Here is a 17,339-nt window from a genome sequence, read left to right as displayed (position 1 = left end):
GGCGATGCCGTGCAAGGTTCGATTCGCACGCCTCGCGAAGGCGATCGGCGCAACCAGCGGCAGAAATTCGTGCCGCTGCAGTCGATTGACACCATCAACGGCATGAGCATCGAGGATTCCGTAAGCCGTCCGCACTTCTCCAAGCTCACGCCGCTCTATCCGCAGGAGCGACTCAAGCAGGAGACCACGCCGAATAGGCTCACTGGCCGCCTGGTCGACATCGTCGCGCCGATTGGCAAGGGCCAGCGTGGCCTGATCGTCTCCCCGCCGAAGGCCGGCAAGACCATCACCTTGCAGAATATCGCCAATTCGATTGCGACGAACAATCCCGAAGTGCATCTTATGGTTGTGCTCGTGGACGAGCGCCCCGAAGAGGTCACCGACATGGAGCGCACGGTGCAGGGCGAGGTCATCTCCTCGACCTTCGACCGCCCGGCTTCGGACCACACCACGGTTGCCGAGCTGGCTATCGAGCGCGCCAAGCGTCTCGTGGAGCTTGGTCAGGATGTGGTCGTGCTGCTCGACTCCATGACCCGTCTGGCCCGCGCCTATAACATTTCCGCACCGGCCTCCGGACGCATCCTGTCCGGCGGCGTCGACGCGCAGGCCCTGTACCCGCCCAAGAAGTTCTTCGGCGCGGCCCGCAACATCGAAAACGGCGGCTCGCTCACCATCATCTCCTCGGCGCTGGTGGAAACCGGCTCCAAGATGGACGAGGTCATCTTCGAGGAGTTCAAGGGCACCGGCAACATGGAGCTTCGCCTGAGCCGCGAGCTGGCCGACAAGCGCCTCTTCCCGGCCATCGACGTCAACGCCTCCGGCACGCGCCGCGAGGAGCTCATCACCGCCAGCGACGAGCTGCCGGTCATCTATCGCCTGCGCAGGCTGCTCGGCGGGCTCGAACCCGAGCAGGCCTACCAGACATTGGTGCCGCGTTTGAAGAAAACCGCCACGAACCGCGACTTCCTCACCGCGATCATGCACCAGAGCGGGCTGAACTAAGCAGGCTGAGTTCAGCGCTGACTCTAGGGGGCCGGATGACATTGCAGATGCCATCCGGCCCCTGGCATATCGGGAGCCGAAAATTCAGCACTTACGCAATATGGATGAAAACTGCTCGACTGAACCGTGCGCTACTGTGTGAAGTATGACCGATAGTGATACCGATAGCGAGAACGGCGACTGGCGCAGCACGACCATCGATGCGGCGCAGGCCGAGCATAATCCGAAAGTAGCGGCGGCAGTCGAGCGCATTACGCAGCTGCGTCAATCCATCGACAACATCGACGGCGCGGCTATAGCGTTGCTGGCAGAGCGTTTCAAGGCCACGGCACAGGTGGGCCAGCTCAAGGCCGAAGCGGGGTTCGCGCCAGCGGATTACCAGCGCGAGGACTATCAGATTCAGCGTCTGCACCGCATTGCCGAGGACGCTGGACTGGACCCGGACATCGCTGAAATGTATCGAGAATTCGTCGTCACCGAAACCAAGAAGCGCCACGCCCGCATCGCGGCCGCCGGGGGAGACCCTCAAGTGCTCGACGTCTTCGCGTGACTCTGCGGTGCTTCATGCGCAATTCGCGGTGTATAGGCAGATAAACCTTATATTTCGTCGCCTTTTGCACGCTAACGCGATGTTGCCGTACACAATGTAACGTTATGAGGGCTGATTGCGTCGTCTTTTGCACGCTAGGGTTGAGTTAGCGTGCAAAAGACGACGTTCTGCGGACGCCAGCCATACGACAAGTGGCCCGGAAGCCCTTACCAGGCTTCCGGGCCACTTGTCGTATCCGGCTTACGTTCAGCGCTTCGGCTTCTTGGCCGGAGGCTCGCCGAGTTCGCTGGCGGCGACGGTTACGGTCGGTTCGCTCGACTCGCCTTCGGAGGCTTCGGCTGCTTGGACATCCAGCGGCCCGGTGACGCGGCCGGCTTCTGCTATGTCGTCGATTGCCGCCTGCACTGCCTGCACGCCAGCAGCGGGTACCAGCAGCGTGGCGGAGAGAATCGGGGTCTTCATAGAGACCTTGGCCTGCGACTTCAGACCGCGCAGCTCGGCCAACGCCTTGCCTGCCCACAGCAGGATATCGGCGGAGGCGTCAGCGGCAGATGTATCGGCACCAGCCGTACCAGCCCCAGCAGCCGCCTGCTCATACAGCCCGGCGTCCGGCCATGCGGCACGGTGCACGGAGCCAGCGCCGTCGTGCATCCACGACCACACCTCTTCCGTGGCGTAGGGCAGGTACGGCGCGAGCAGCCGCGCAAAGGCGTCCAAACCAAGGCCGAGCGTCGTTCGCGCGGACAGCACGGCGGTCTCCGTTGGTACCTTTCCGGTTGCGTCAGCGGTGCCATACGCGCGGTTCTTCGCCAGCTCGATATAGTCATCGCAGAACTGCCAGAAGAAGGTCTCGATGGCTTCCAGAGCCTTGGAATGCTCATAAGCATCCAATGCCTGCCCGGATTCGCGCACGACCTGTGCGAGCGAAGCCATGACCGAGCGATCCAGCGCCTCGGTCACGTCCGAAGGCTTCCACACCTGCGAACCGCCTTCGCCGACATGGTGATGCTCATCTTCGCGGCCGATCGCCAGTGCGAACTTGGTCGCGTTGAGCAGCTTGATCGCCAGGCGCCGCCCGATCTTCATCTGGCCCTCGTCATAGGTGGCGTCCAGGCCGAGGCGTGCGGAGGCGGCCCAGTAGCGCACCGCGTCCGCACCGAACTTCTCGATCGGCTCGTTGGGCACGACGACGTTGCCTTTGGACTTCGACATCTTCTTGTGATCGGGATCCAGAATCCAGCCGGAAAGCGCGGTATGCGCCCACGGCAGACACTTGTTCTCCAAGTGCGCGCGATCCACGGAGCTGAAGAGCCACGTGCGGATGATGTCCTGGCCCTGCGGACGCAGATCCATGGGGAAGGTCGCCTTGAACAGCGCTTGGCTGGCTTCGTCCGGCTCGGCCCAGTGCGTCACGATCTGCGGGGTGAGCGAGGAGGTGGCCCAGGTGTCCATGATGTCCTGCTCGGCCATGAAGCCATTCGGCTGGTCGCGCTGCGATTCCGAATATCCGGCTGGCACGTCGCTGGTCGGGTCGATAGGCAGCTGGTCTTCGGCAGGGGTGAGCGGGTGAGCGTAGTCGGCCTCGCCGTTCGCGTCGACCGGGTACCACAGCGGGAACGGCACGCCGAAGAAGCGCTGGCGCGAAATGAGCCAGTCGCCGTTCAACCCGTGCACCCAGTTCTCGTAGCGCACGCGCATGAAGTCAGGATGGAACTGCAGCTCCTTGCCGCGCTCGATGAGCTCTGCGTTAAGCGCCTCGTCGGTGCCGCCGTTGCGCAGGTACCATTGGCGCGAGGTGACGATTTCGAGCGGTTTGTCGCCCTTCTCGTAGAAGTTCGTCATACGGTCGGTCGGTGTCGGTTCGCCGTCCAAATCGCCAGATTCGCGCAGCGCGTCCACGATGATCTTGCGGGCCGAGAACGTGGTCTTGCCGGCGGTCTGCGCGAAGATTTCGCGCCCGCCCTCGTCGGTGATCCATTCCGGCGTGCCCATCGCGATGCGACCGTTGCGCTGGATGATCGGCCGGGTGGGCAGCTTGAGCTCGCGCCACCACTCGACGTCGGTCATGTCGCCGAAGGTGCAGCACATGGCGATGCCTGCGCCCTTGTCCATTTCGGCGGCCGGGTGCGCCAGCACCGGCACCTTGACCTTGAACAGCGGCGAGTAGACTTCCTGTCCGAAATATTTCTTGTAGCGCTCGTCGTTGGGATTGGCGATCAGCGATGTGCAGGCGGCGAGCAGTTCGGGGCGGGTCGTCTCGATGTAGATAGGCGTGCCGTCAGCGAAGCGGAAGGCGATGCGGTGGTAGAAGCCGGGGTATTCGCGGCTTTCCAATTCGGCCTGCGCCACGGCGGTCTGGAAGGTCACATCCCACAGGCCCGGCGCGTCCTTCTGATAGACCTCGCCGCGCGCCAGATTGCGCAGGAACGCCTTCTGCGCCACACGCCGCGGATGCTCGCCGATCGTATGGTAGGTCTGGCTCCAATCCACCGACATGCCCAGCGAGCGCCACAGCGCCTCGAAAAGCTTCTCGTCCTGCCCGGTGAGCTGTTCGCACAGCTCGATGAAGTTCTGGCGGCTGACCGGCACCTGATCCTTGGCGTTGATCTTCTTGCCATCCGTGCCCTCGAAGGGCGGCTTGAAATCAGGGTCGTACTTGAGCGAGGTATCCACGCGCACGCCGTAGTAGTTCTGCACGCGCCGCTCGGTCGGCAGGCCGTTGTCGTCCCAGCCCATCGGGTAGAACACGTCATAGCCGCGCATGCGCTTGTAGCGCGCGATCACGTCGGTATGCGTGTAGGAGAACACGTGCCCCACATGCAGCGAGCCGGAGACGGTGGGCGGCGGGGTGTCGATGGAGTAGACGGCCTTGCGGTCGCGCGAATTGCGGAAACGGTACACGCCCGTCTCGTCCCACACCGAACGCCACTTGCCCTCAAGTCCCTCGACACCCACCTTGTCGGGAAGCGGGGTCAGCTTCGCGTCGATATGATTATCGATGCCATCGTCGGTGGCGTTGCTCTTGTCCTGATCAGTCATGAAGCCCAAGTCTAGAAAGCCTTGGTGACATACTGAAATGGCTACTTCATCGCCAGATTCTGCAGCGGCAATATCTGATCCACCATGTTCGTCGGATAACCTTCGAGCTTGGCCTTGACGACGATGCGATCCTTGCGCGTGTACAGCCAGTCGCTGGCGGCGTCCTGGCTCACCGTCCGTGCGAAAGCCTGCATGGCCTTGCGGTAATCGTCGCCGTTGGTGGCATGCAAAGCGTCCGCGTACTGGCGCTGGGCGTCGCCGTTTTCATAGTGGAACACCGAATTGGCGTTGGCGAAGGCGCTCGCGTCACCGGTTTCGTCCATCGTCATCAGCGCCATCGTATAGTCGCCTTTGGCCATGCGATCGTTCAGCGTCGCATCGTCGACCACCTGCATCTGCACATGGAAGTATCCGCTGTCCTGCAGCTGCTGCGTGACGGTCTCGCCAAGCGCCTGGTAGCGCTGCGGCACGAGGAAGGTCATCGTGCCCAGATACGAGGCGCTGAAATACGACAGCATTGAGGATGCCTTGGCGCTGTCGTGCGGGAACAGGCCCGTCAGGTCCTCATAGCCCGGCTCAAGCTGGCTGACGGGGCCGCCCAAAGCCGCTGCGGCATCGGGCTGCGCGTGCGCGATTGCGGCGGAGTCGACAAGGTAGCGTGTCGCCTGGCGCACCTGCTGGTCGGAGAAGATGGCGTTGGCGTTGTTGTTGAAGGCGAGCAGCACCTTCGACGTGCTCATGCCATCGACGACTTTCAGACTGGGATCTCCCGTGACGCTGGCATCCAGGTTCGGATCGTTGGGTAGCGCCATGTTCACGTCGTTGTTGCGCAGCGCCGACAGCAGCGAGGCGTCGTCGGGGTAGTAGCGCAGCGTTACCTGCGAGGACGCCGCCCGCTGGGCTGAGTAGGCTCCGTTGCGCTTGAAGGTGATGGACTGCCCGGGCTGGTAGCCGGAGATGATGAAGGGCCCCGAACCGACCGCGCCGCGCGCGTAGTCGACATTGGCCTGCGCGTCGTAGACGATGCCGGCCCTGCCGGACAGCGCGCGCAGCAGCGTGGGATTGGGGTTCGCCAAGGTGATGACGATAGTCGAGGAGCCTTGGTTCTCGACTGATTTCAGCCCGTTCAGCGCATCCGAGCCAACGAAATGCCCTTTGACCGCCTGCTGCAACGACCACACGACGTCTGCGGCGTCAAGCCGATCCCCGTTCGAGAAGCGCAGGTTCGGGCGCAGCGTGAGCGTGTAGCTCAGCGCGTCCTTGGAGATCTTCCACTGGCTGGCAAGCCCCGGTTCGAGCTGATTGCTTTGATTGCGCTGCACCAGCGTCTCATAGACGTTGCCGAGCAGCGCCTGCTCGACGGCGTGACCGTCCTGCGTGCGGATGTCGAGCGAGGCCGGCGCCTGACGCAAGCCGACCGTCACCGTCGTATTGCGTTGCAGCGGGTTGATGCCGGGAAGGAAGCTCGGCCGGTTGAGCACCGACCAGGCGAGCCAGACGAGCGCGAACAGTGCGGCGGCGACGGCCACGAAAACGCCCCAGCGTTTGGCGGCGTCGTGCGTGCGGTGCTGTGTCTGCTGTGTCATATGGCGAATCCATCCTCGTTGCCGTGTTCATAGTTGTCGTGTTCGTATCGTGTATTCATGATTGCGGTGCTGGCGGCCCTCATCACGGTTATATCTCAGCCCTCAGCGCGGCCACACTTCGGCCCTCAGCACGGTCATATCTCGGCATGCTCATACCTCGGAGCTGGGGCACGTTGCGTTCAGCGGGCAGTTCGCGCAGTCGGGCTTGCGGGCATGGCATATGGCGCGCCCGTGCAATATCAGCCGGTGAGACAGATCGGTCCATTCCTCGGGCGGAAAGCATGCGGTGATCTCCCGTTCGATGCGCACCGGATCGGGGTGTGTGGAGCGCCAGTCCGAACGCCAGCGCAGCCGGCCGGTCACGCGCATGACATGCGTGTCGACGGGGAAGCCGGGGACGCCGAAGGCATTGCCCAGCACCACATTCGCGGTTTTCCTGCCCACGCCGGGCAAGGTCACCAGCTCCTCCATGCGCTGCGGCACCACGCCGTCGAAGCGCTCCTGCAGCTGGTCAGCCAGCGCGATGATATGCGCGGATTTCGAACGATAGAAGCCCAGCGGATGAATGATGTCCTCGACGCGCTCGGGGCTTGCCGCAGCGAGATCGGCGGCGCTGGGATACTCACTGAACAGTATCGGCGTGACGGTATTGACGCGCTTATCGGTGGTCTGCGCGCTCAGCACCGTTGCGATAAGCAGCTGCAGCGGCGTGGAGAAATCCAGCGCGCATTTCGGCTCGGGTATCTCCTCGCATAGCAGCGCATACTCCTCCTGCATTCTGGCATGCAGCGCGCGCTTTGATTCCCGTGGCATAGTGCCGCGTCCTCAGCGCTGTGCGCCGTGCGATGGGCTCGAATCGGCAGCCGGCTGGCCTGCGGCCTCATCATCGATATCGCCGACGCCGTGGGCACCTTCGGTATCCTGCGCGTCCTGCATATCCTGCGCAGACTGCGCCTCCTGGGCCTCTTGCGCGGCCTCGACCGCTGCGGGCTTCTCGCCCTCCGGCGGGTCGAAGCGGTAGCCGACGTTGCGCACGGTGCCGATCAGATGCTCGTATTCGCCGCCCAGCTTGGCGCGCAGGCGTCGGATATGCACGTCGACGGTGCGCGTGCCACCGTAATAGTCGTAGCCCCACACTTCCTGCAGCAGCTGGGCGCGGGTGAATACCCGATTGGGATGCTGCACGAGGTACTTGAGCAGCTCGAATTCCTTATACGCCAAGTCGATCGGGTGACCGTGCAAGCTTGCGGTGTAGCCGTTCGTATCCACCATCAGGTCGCCGCTGCGAATCTGCCCGTCCTCGCCCTGCTCAGGCACCTCTTCGTTGCCGGCGGTGTGCACCATGACCTGATTGCCGCGCTCGGAGACCAGCCGCAGCCGCCCCTCGACCTCGGCGGGCGAGGCGCTGGCCACGACCACATCCGACACGCCCCACTGCGAGTTGACGACTGTGAAGCCGCCCTCGGTCAGTATCAGCATGATAGGAGTGCTCAGGCCCGTGGCCTGCACCAAGCGGCACAGGGTCTTCGCGGTGGCGAGGTCATCGCGGGCATCGAGGAAGAGAATCGTGTTCTCAGGCATCTTCACCAGGCTCGCGGCGTCCATTGGCAGCACGCGCACGCGGTGGGAAAGCAGGGCAAGAGAAGGCAGCACCGAAGCTGGATCGCCGGCGGACGTCATCAGCGTAAGATCGGTCACGCAACCTCCTCTTTCACGGGTTCTCTGGAAGTACAGAGTATCGCCACAGTCGTTACAACCACGGTCTCGCATCATGCCTGCTGTGTATTGTAGGCGCAGGTTGTGGACACATGCGGCTACATTGAGAACCATATTCTTTAGCAAGGTATTCGCCTGATATCGCCATGATATCGCATGGCCTCGCAGCTGCGGTACATGGGCGGATGGTCCGACCATATGGGCCATGCATATGGGCCATACAGAGAGGAACGATTATGAGCGATGGTTTCGCTGGTGATTCCCGGCCGGGCGGCGCCGCGCCGTCCGGCACGGTCATGATGGTCGTGCAACTGGCCGCCTATGCGATTTTCGCGCTGGCTTGCGCCGCAGGCTGGTTGTGGGGGATTAGTGAAGATGTCGTCACGGTGCTGGCGTTGGCTGCGCTGCTGGTCTTCGTCATCGCTTGGCCGTTGCGCTCCGACACAGTGGCGCGCGTCGTAGCCGCGATTGTGGGCGTGGCTTCGATAGCCGCTGCGGCGCTTCCTGCCGATATCCTAGGCTCGAGCGGGGAATGCATTATCATCCCGGAGACCTCGTTGCAAGCATCGTCCACAGGCACCTGCGCCGCGGATAGCGCCTTGGCCTTGCTGGGGACCGCGATCTCGCATTGGGCCTCGACTGCGCTGGTGCTGCTGGCACTGCTCATCATCGGCGGATTCCTGCGCCAGATGCTGCGCGAGCAGCGCACCGAGCTGGTGCGCTCGCTCTCCTCCTTCGTGCTCGGTGGCGTGACCGCTGTCGCCGCCGGCGCGTGGGTTGTCACCGCCCGGGTCATGCGCGCCCTGCATGATGCGGATGCGCTCAATGTTTCGGCTCCGCTGTTCGCCTCGTCAAGCTCCACCTGGTATGCGCTCGGCGGGCTGCTTATCGTCATCGCCGTGATGGTGGCGCTGGCCATCGTTTCATGCCGCTGGTGGCGTGAGCTGCGCCTGGGGTCGAACTCCTCCGTGCGCGCGGCATGGCTCGGCTTCGTGCTGATGCCGGTGCTGATATTCGGTCTGGCGGCGTTTGCGTATGCTTTCGCGCTGGTGGCGCTGGTGTGATTGCTGGTTGTGCGATTGGGATTGACGAAGGCTGAACTGCTGAACGCGCCTGAACTGCTGAACCGCTAAACGGATGTCTGCGAAGCCGCAAACGTTGCGTTTCGACCGCTACTGTGAGGCTGCCGTACAAAAGGTGACGGAAATCGACTGAATACCGTTGCGTTGTGTACGTCAACACGCGACTACCGTACAAAATGCAACGCAATCAAGAGATTTTCGATGCCGATGGCTGGATTCAAGGCCAATCGGGGCCGGATCTAGGCGAGCCGGGGCTATTCGGGGCCAGTTGTTCAGCCGGCCAGAGCTAAGCGCTCAGCCGATGATGCCTAGATGCTCGAGCAGTATGTTGGTGCCGATCAGAATCAGCACGATGCCGCCGGCGATCTGCGCCGGCTTCTGCCATCGCAGGCCCACGACACGCCCAAGATACAGGCCCGCAGCGGCGAATGCGGCCGTCACGATGCCGATGACCCCGATGACGAAGGGCACGCTGAACTGCATGAATGCGAAGCTCACCCCGACGGCGAAGGCGTCGATGCTGCACGCGATGGCCAGCGGCATCATGTGGCGCCAGCCGAACTGCGGGGTTTCGTGCGCATTGGCCTCGTCTTCGTGCAGCGCCTCGTAGATCATGTTGCCGCCGATCAGGGCGAGCAGGCTGAAGATGATCCAGTGGTCGAAGGACGCAACGTAGTCGTTCAGCGCGGAGGCTCCGATGTAGCCCAGCAGGGGGAACAACGCCTGGAACCCGCCGAACCACAGTGCGGTTTTCAGCGCGTCAAGCGGGCGGATGCGGGTTGCCGCAAGGCCTTTGCCGACGGCGACGGCGAACGCATCCATAGATACGGAAATAGCAATAAGCAATGGTTGAATAATCATATGTGGTATTCAAAGGGTTCATCGCCGGTTTCCCGCCGATGGGCCTCGACGGCTTTCACCGCCTACGCCTCGGATACCGACATAGAACTGCCGGTCTGAAGCCGGCTTTGAATTCACAGCGAATGCTGTCCGCATGTCGTTTAATTAACAGGTCCTACTATACCACCGAATTGCGGAGGCGTTAAGCGGACAGCGCTGTGCGCTGTCCGTAGCCGACGCCGAGGGCCCACCAAGGGCCCGAGGAAACAACGGAGTTCACCCTTGCCCAGTCGCTGTGAGAGCCACAAACCGTCACAACTCCCGCACTACGACAGGGGGTATGCGGGCGTTGTGACGTTTCATCGCGGTTATTCATCACAACTCCCGCACTAACTTGACCCTTATACGGGCGTTGTGACGTATACGGCCAGTCATATGACACAAGCCCCGTATAACCCCCATAATCATGCGGGATTTGTGACGTCAGGATAGCGATTCGGCGGCTGGGGAATGTTCGAGTCAAGGAAAGCGTGCGGACGAATCGTGCTCGCCTACTGCACATAGCCGCAGACACTGCCGCAGATACGGCGAAAGCCACCCGAGTGGGTGGCTTTCTTTGCGGCTGCGATTTATCTCTTCGCGTCCTTAGCGGACGCTCAGCCTCGGCTAGTAAGAGTCCACTGGACTCTTACCTTTGACGCCTCGGGCCCTTACCAGTGTCTTGGCAAGCGCTCCACGAAATCAGGCCTGTGCCGTCAGACGCTCGCGTGCGGCCTTGATCTGCTTGTCGGCCTCATCGACGCCGGCCCAATAGTCGCCGGGCTGCACTTCCTTGCCTGGCTCAAGCGCCTTGTACTGCTCGAAGAAGTGCTTGATCTCGGCCTTGTGGAAGTCGTTGACGTCATCGATGTCCTTGATGTCGTCGAAACGCACGTCGGCGGGCACGCACAGCACCTTGTCGTCGCCGCCGGCCTCGTCGACCATGTGGTACAGGCCCACGGCGCGGCACTCGACCACGCAGCCGGGGAACACGGAGTTCGGGATCATCACAAGCGCGTCAAGCGGATCGCCATCCTCGCCCAGCGTGTTGTCGATGTAGCCGTAGTCGTCCGGGTAGCCCATCGCGGTGAACAGCGTGCGGTCGAGGAACACGCGACCGGTCTCATGGTCGACCTCGTACTTGTTCTTGGAGCCGCGAGGAATCTCGACGACCACGTTGAATGTCTCTGCCATTATTCGTTTCTCCTTATGATCTTCGGCCTGCTTTCGTCGCAGGCCGTATTCGGTTGATTATGGTCTTGAACAGCCCAGCGCATGCGCCAGGCCTTCAATGCCTTACCCGCCCTAGCGTACCCGCACCACGCGAAGGCGAGTGCCGCCTTGTGCGCGGCGCGGATAGAAGGTCAGACGGTCGGTATCTTCGGTACGCTGCGTTCAACGCTCAGTATTCGACACTGAGGATATGCGCGACATCCGCCCACGGCGCGAGGGACACGAAATTGTCCCAGCCCCAGTCGAATTCGCGTCCGGTGAGCTCATCTCGGAGCCTGACCGCGCGATCGGTGGGCAGCCCGTAGTCGCCCAGTTCGAGATGCACCACGGCCTGATGGCTGTTATGCGCGTCGAGATTGACGACCACGATCACCGTGTCCGGCTTGCCGGTGCCGGTGAGTTCGGCCGGCACATGGCGGATGAAGGCGATGATGCTCTCATCCTCGCAGGGCAGCAGATTCAGGTCGTGGTAGCTGCGGCAGGCGGGGTGCGCTCGCCGGATGCGGTTGAGCGATGCGAGCAGCTCGCTGATGCCGTACTGCTCGGCCTGGCTCCAATCGCGCACCTTGACCTCGTACTTCTCGTTGTCCTGCTGCTCCTCGTAGCCGGGGCGCTGCCGGTTCTCGATAAGCTCGTAGCCGTTGTAGATGCCCCAGGACGGCGAGCCCATGGCCGCCAGCACCGCGCGGATCGCATGTCCGGCGATGCCGTTGTCGCGGATGTAATCGGTGAGGATGTCGGGCGTGGTGGGCCAGAAGGTGTTGTGCTGGTAGAAGGCCTCGTCGCTATTGGTTTCGAGCAGGTAATCGTCCAGATTCCACTTTTCGTTGCGCCAGGGGAAGTAGCAGTGCGACTGCGTGAACCCGACGTAGCTCAGCGCGCGCATCATGCCCGGGCGGGTGAATGCCTCGGCGAGGAAAAGCACCTCTGGATGCTTGGCGCGCACGGCGGCGATCACGTCCTGCCAGAAGCGCACCGGCTTGGTATGCGGGTTGTCGATGCGGAAGATGGTGACGCCCGCCTCGATCCACAGATCCATGAGCCGTTCGACCTCGCGCTCGATGCCGGGCATGTCCGCGTTGAAATCGATGGGGTAGATGTCTTGGTACTTCTTCGGCGGGTTCTCGGCGAAGGCGATGGTGCCGTCGGGCTTGTGGCGGAACCAGTCGGGGTGCTCCTTGACCCACGGGTGGTCCGGCGAGCACTGCAGCGCGAAGTCGAGCGCAATCTCCAGATTCAGCTCATGGGCGCGGGCGCACAGCGCCTTGAAGTCGTCCATGGTGCCCAGCTGCGGGTCGACGGTGTCATGGCCGCCCAGCTCGGAGCCGATGCCGAAGGGGGAGCCGGGGTCTTCGGGGCCGGCGACCAGGCTGTTGTTGCGGCCCTTGCGGTTGGTGACGCCGATGGGGAAAATCGGCGGCAGGTAGACCACATCGAAGCCTTGCGCGGCGGCGCGTTCGAGCCCGCTCACCGAGGTGCGCAGGGTGCCGGGGGTGATCTTGCCGGTCTGGGGGTCGCGGGTCGCGCCTTCGGAGCGGGGGAAGAACTGGTACCAGGCGGTGAAGCTCGATTTCGGCCGTTCGACATGGACCGTCTTGGGGTGGCTGGGCGAGATGGCATCGCGCAGCGGATGCTCGACGTGCAGACGCTCAATGACCTCGTTGTCGGCGGCGGCAAGCCGTTCGTGCTCGTTCAGGCTATGGTTGGCGATGCGCTCGGCAGCTTCGCGCAGCGTCCGGCGCTCGCTTGCCGACAGCCCTGCATCGTGCCTGTCCGCCCAGCGGCTGAGCAGATTCGCGCCCGAGTCGAGCGCGTTCTCCACATCGTCATGGACATCGACCTTGATGCGTGCGTCGTGCAGCCAGGAGGCGTAGGTATCCTCCCAGCCTTCGACGATCAGGCTCCAATCGCCGAGCTGGCGACGCAGCGCGGGCCATTCCTCGTCCCAGGGCTTCACGGTGCTGTGCTCGCCGGCCTTGAGCGTCACGGCCCAGCGGTCCAGCCCGGGGTTGACGCAGGTCATCGGCATGCGCAGCATCTCGCGGCCGCGCGGGTTGCGCAGCACGGCCGTTGCACCGATTTTGCTGCGGCCTTCGATGAAGACCTGCGCGGTGACGGAGAAGGTCTCGCCGAGTTCGACGCGCACCGGGAATACATCGTTTTCACGGCTCGGCGTGATGTCGAGCACTGCGACGCGACCGAGCTGCTCGGGCGAATCGGCAGGCAGGGTGGGGGCGGGGGCCTCTTCGCCTGGCTGCAGGTGGATTCGTGGCATGCGCGACTGCGTCGAGGCGGCGGAATGCCGCGATCCTGCGGCTTTCGAATGCCGTGCGCGGTGCGCTTTGGGCGGGACCGGCGGCTTGGTGGAAGACGCGGCGTCCTGCTTGGCGGACGCGCCTGCCGAAGCCGTTGCGGCGGCGGTGCCGGCTGGATCGTGGCGTTTGGATGGTGCTTCTTTGCTTGTGTGGTGTGTAGCCATAATGCCATTGTAAGGTGCCCGCGGCGCAGGATGCGTTTCTATGACCGCATGTCGGCGGCTTTGCCGTGTCGATAACGCGGTGATCAGTGGTGTCGTACCGATTGAAGGCGCTGTTGTGAAGGCATTGTTCGCTCTCGTCGCGTGCGCTGGGTGCTGGTAGATGCTGGTAGATGCCTGCAACGAAGTTATCCACATCGCAGTTATCCACAGGTGAGTTATCCACAACACGCCGAGACCCCAAGCCTTCGACCACAGTACCCGTTTCAGGATGCGCGGGGATGCCCAGCTATGACAGGCTCGTTATCACGCACACTATGACGTTGCGTGCCAACGAAAGGAAAGATCATGAACGCAATGCTACGAAACCGGTTGACGGCCATCGTCGTCGCGCTGGCGGCGGTCCTGATGGCAGTCTGTCTGCCCACGGTCGCGCGGGCTGCCGATTTGCGCAGGCCGGACAACAGCCGTTATCTCGTATACACAGTCGCTGGCAGAGTTCTGGGCCTCGGGGTGGTCGCTCAGGATGACGACACTGATTATTACTGCATCGAAACGGGCTCGCTCGCCTCCTATCAGATCGACGAGGTGCGTGAGATCGCATCCACTGATGACGCGCGACGGCTGGCCTGGCTCATAGACCATTACCGAAGCGGCACCGATCAGCTCACCTATGCCGCGATCGCCGTGCTTGTGCATGATCACTATGACCTGAATCAGGCGCTCTGGGCGCCCCACCGCGAGAGCATCGTTCGCACGCATGCCGGCATCCTCGAACGCGCCGATGCATTGTGGCGCGAAGCCGCAGCGCATGCGTCCTCCGGCGCGAAGATCACGCAGCGCTATGCGCAAGGGCTGCGCCAAGGCGTTGTGGAGGCGATTGTCACGAATACCGCGGGCTCGCCCATTGCCGGAGTGCCTTATACAGTTACGCTCGACGGTCCGGCGCACTTCGAGAACGGGAAGAACTCCATTGCTGGCGTCTCCGGTGCGCAGGCAATCGCGCATAGCTGGCAGGCGACCGGCGCAGGCGAGGTGACGGCGTCCATATCCTATGATCGTCCAACGCTTGAGCAGATCGTCAGCGGGCAGGACTTCGTGCGCTTCGGTGGAATGAAGCAGGTGCGTGGTAGTGCCATATCGTTCACGGTTCGCAAGGATTTCACGCCTTCGCTGGATACTCGCGTGTCCGCGAAAATAGTCGACGCGGGCCAGAGCGTGGTCGATGAGGTGACCTCCGGGGTGCGCGGCGCAGACAGCCACTGGCCGCAAGGGCTCAAGCTGGCGGCGACTGGCTGGTACTTCGACAAACTGGCACCCGGCGCGCTGAACGAAGGTGCATCCGTGCAGCCAGGCGAAAGCGCGGCGGCGTTCCTCAAGCGTTTGGCGCAAGCGGGCCACAAGCCCTCAGCGTACGGAGCTGCGAGCTTTACCGGGCCTGGTCAGAGCGTGAAGGTGAAGGCCACGACGAAGCCTGGCGGTTCCGAAGCGTACAAGGCCCCGGCCGCCGGGGGATTTGGCACCTGGGTATGGGCCTTCGAGCGCGGGACGCTGAGCGAGCAGGCGCGCGAGTATGTTCTTGCCGACGCGGTCACGCCGTTCCTGGAAGTAGCGGAAACCAACGCGCACCGAGCCAAGCTCAACGTGCGGTCCAGCGTGACCGAACACAGCGCAAGCGTGGGATCCGAGCTCAGCGACACCATAACCGTCTCCGGCTTCCCGGACGATCACGGGTCGTTCGCAGGCAGCAAGGCATTCGGCTTCGGACCAGACCGTGCACATGCGCAGGTGAGTGTGTGGTGGTCGGGCGATGCGAATGACGCCGCCAATGATGAGCAGTACCGCCCCAGCACAGCAGGCGTGCCCAAGGAAGACGAGCATCACCGGCGCATAGGGACGTGGGACTACGCGGCTGCCAACGGCACCTTCCGTATTGGAGCCGGGGTGCCTGACGCTCACGGCAAGCCGGTGAACATCCGCGGCGAAGCCCACGGCTGGTACGTGTTCGTCTGGCAGTTCGCGGGCGACGATCGCGTTATGCCGGCGGCAAGCGCGTACGACGATGCCTGGGAGCGCACGCGCGTCGAGGAGTTCGCGCATCCCAAGGCACCGGTGATCACCACGCAGGTCGATCACGACAAGGTCAAAGTCAATGAGCCGTTCAGGGATGTCGCGCGGGTCGTTGGCGATGTGAAGGAAGGGTCATACGTCGAATTCAGCGCGTACGAGGCCGTGGCCAAAAGCGTCAAACCCGGAGCGAATGCCAAGCTGCTCGACAGCGAACGCGTGAAGCTGAGCCATGCGTCAGGCGACCAGAAGGTGCCTAGCAGTCAGGTGCGCTCAGCAAAACCCGGATTCGTGTACTGGAAGGCCACGGTATTCTCGCCGAAGGGCGATGTGCTCGCCACGCATGAACTCGGTGCCGAAGGGGAGGTTGTGGAAGTCGTAGAAGACAGCAAGCCGACGCAGCCAGCCGCGAACCAGCTAAGTCCAAGTCCCGGTCCCGGCAATCCAGCTCCTGATAAGCCGACCGCCGACCGACCTGCTGTCTTGGCCGAGACGGGTTCCTCGGTGGTGGCATTCGCCGGAGTCGGCATCGTCGCAGCGCTCGTCGCTCTGCTTATGGTCGCAGCGATTCGCCGGCGCATGTGAAACAGCAGGTGAGGATGCGTGCGCGTGCGAGTTCGTGCGGAAGTGCAGAAGTGCGAGTGCGTGCGAAAGTGCGAAAGTGCATGGGGAGCAAAGCGCTCGCAGTGATTAGGCTGGTGCGGCAACAACTATGGAGTTGCTGTGCCAGCCCGATCACTACTCAGTGTTTCTTACTCAGTGTTTCTTGGTTGGTGGCTCTCAGCCAGTGGCTTTCAATCAGTGGCTCAGTGTCCCAGCAGCCTACTTGCCGACCAGGCGCGGAATGTAGCGCTGCATCATGAACGCGCCGACCAAGCCGCAGCAGCCCATCAGCACGGCTGCGCCGGCCAGACTCGATATCGCTGTCATCGCTGAAATGGCGAGTGGTCCGAATGCCGAGCCGGAATCCGAGAATACACGCCAGCCGCTGAGGAAACCGGGCATGTCGTCATGCGCGTATCTGGCGGCGAGATCGGAGCCCAGCGTCATGACGATGCCGCTGCCCAGGCCATTGGCCATCGAGAAGAGAATTGCGACGACGATGTACGACCATTCGCTCAGTGCGAAGGGGAGCAGCAGATGGCTGATGCTGATGCCGACCAGCACCGGCACGGCGGCCCAGCGGCGTCCGAAGCGGTCCATGATTTGCCCGGAAGTGTAGAAGAGCGAAAGATCCACGGCCCCGGCGATGCCCATGATGAGCGCGATATGCGATTCCGAGACGTTGAGCTGCACGCCCCACAGCGGCAGAATCACCTGACGGGAGGCGCGCATGGCCTGCAGTATCCCGGCGGCGGTGCCCATGCGTATCAGCACTGGGAAGTAGGTGACGATCGGCAGGCGGTGGCGCGTCGGCTGCTGTGCCGCGTCGCCGTCGGCCCCGTTGCTGGCGTCGGCGTTTTTGCCGCTCTTCGTACTGGTGTCAACGGAAGGAGATTGCGATACCGCAGGCGCAGGTGAGGCGGTTGCGGTAGAAGGCGTGTTTTTATTATGCGATTCCGCGGCGGCCTTGTTCTTGGAAAGCATCTGCTCGGGATCGGGTATCACCCACAGCACGATCAGCACGGTTATGCAGGCGACCACATGCAGCCAGTACACGCTGCGCGAGCCGGCGAACGCGATGACGGGGGAGGCGAGGAACGGGCCGA

The 17,339-nt window shown here is 62.9% G+C and carries 12 protein-coding genes; 4 read left to right on the top strand and 8 right to left on the bottom strand.

The features are described from left to right. Both rho and LKK40_RS10530 read left to right on the top strand, forming a co-directional pair. The coding region (gene rho / locus LKK40_RS10535; protein ID WP_304310527.1) for a transcription termination factor Rho at positions 1-1,002 on the top strand (1,002 nt) is incomplete at its 5' end. A gap of 145 nt (positions 1,003-1,147) precedes the next feature. Further along, positions 1,148-1,552: a chorismate mutase gene (locus LKK40_RS10530; protein ID WP_304310526.1), complete on the top strand. Its 405-nt coding sequence runs from the start codon at positions 1,148-1,150 to the stop codon at positions 1,550-1,552. Between the two features lie 246 nt (positions 1,553-1,798). On the opposite strand, the gene valS is transcribed toward LKK40_RS10530, so the two are convergent. From valS to LKK40_RS10510, 4 genes are all read right to left on the bottom strand, one after another. Continuing rightward, a complete protein-coding gene (gene valS / locus LKK40_RS10525) occupies positions 1,799-4,591 on the bottom strand; it encodes a valine--tRNA ligase (protein WP_304310525.1) in 2,793 nt (930 codons plus the stop codon). A 41-nt stretch (positions 4,592-4,632) separates the two neighbouring features. Continuing rightward, positions 4,633-6,177 (bottom strand): ABC transporter substrate-binding protein, encoded by a 1,545-nt coding sequence (locus tag LKK40_RS10520; protein ID WP_304310524.1) that lies wholly within the window; start codon positions 6,175-6,177, stop codon positions 4,633-4,635. Positions 6,178-6,327: 150 nt separating this feature from the next. Continuing rightward, positions 6,328-6,990 (bottom strand): endonuclease III, encoded by a 663-nt coding sequence (nth, locus tag LKK40_RS10515; RefSeq protein WP_304310523.1) that lies wholly within the window; start codon positions 6,988-6,990, stop codon positions 6,328-6,330. 12 nt (positions 6,991-7,002) lie between these two features. Continuing rightward, the gene (locus tag LKK40_RS10510; protein WP_304310522.1) at positions 7,003-7,875 is read right to left on the bottom strand and encodes a response regulator transcription factor; all 873 of its coding nucleotides are present in this window, start codon (positions 7,873-7,875) and stop codon (positions 7,003-7,005) included. A gap of 254 nt (positions 7,876-8,129) precedes the next feature. On the opposite strand from LKK40_RS10510, the gene LKK40_RS10505 reads away from it, so the two are divergent. Continuing rightward, positions 8,130-8,957, top strand: a complete 828-nt coding sequence (locus LKK40_RS10505; RefSeq protein ID WP_304310521.1) for a hypothetical protein — start codon at positions 8,130-8,132, stop codon at positions 8,955-8,957. Between the two features lie 312 nt (positions 8,958-9,269). On the opposite strand, the gene LKK40_RS10500 is transcribed toward LKK40_RS10505, so the two are convergent. The 3 genes from LKK40_RS10500 to LKK40_RS10490 all read right to left on the bottom strand — a co-directional run bounded on the left by LKK40_RS10500 (position 9,270) and on the right by LKK40_RS10490 (position 13,362). Further along, positions 9,270-9,836, bottom strand: a complete 567-nt coding sequence (locus LKK40_RS10500) for a manganese efflux pump MntP (RefSeq protein WP_304310520.1) — start codon at positions 9,834-9,836, stop codon at positions 9,270-9,272. Between the two features lie 720 nt (positions 9,837-10,556). Then, positions 10,557-11,048, bottom strand: coding sequence for an inorganic diphosphatase (locus tag LKK40_RS10495; protein ID WP_304310519.1), 492 nt, complete (start codon positions 11,046-11,048; stop codon positions 10,557-10,559). A 208-nt stretch (positions 11,049-11,256) separates the two neighbouring features. Then, the gene (locus LKK40_RS10490) at positions 11,257-13,362 is read right to left on the bottom strand and encodes an alpha-1,4-glucan--maltose-1-phosphate maltosyltransferase (RefSeq protein ID WP_304310528.1); all 2,106 of its coding nucleotides are present in this window, start codon (positions 13,360-13,362) and stop codon (positions 11,257-11,259) included. Between the two features lie 549 nt (positions 13,363-13,911). Here LKK40_RS10490 and LKK40_RS10485 point away from each other — a divergent pair. Then, entirely contained in the window at positions 13,912-16,215 is a 2,304-nt protein-coding gene (locus LKK40_RS10485; protein ID WP_304310518.1) for a peptidase, read from the top strand. A gap of 237 nt (positions 16,216-16,452) precedes the next feature. Here LKK40_RS10485 and LKK40_RS10480 read toward each other — a convergent pair. After that, a partial coding sequence (locus tag LKK40_RS10480) for an MFS transporter (protein WP_304310517.1) occupies positions 16,453-17,339 on the bottom strand: 887 nt, incomplete at its 5' end.

The sequence above is a fragment of the Bifidobacterium tibiigranuli genome, assembly GCF_022655035.1.
GTDB classification, from domain to species: Bacteria; Actinomycetota; Actinomycetes; order Actinomycetales; family Bifidobacteriaceae; genus Bifidobacterium; species Bifidobacterium tibiigranuli_A.
Note: the sequence above shows the minus strand (reverse complement) of the source record. Positions and strands in the feature narration are given on the sequence as shown.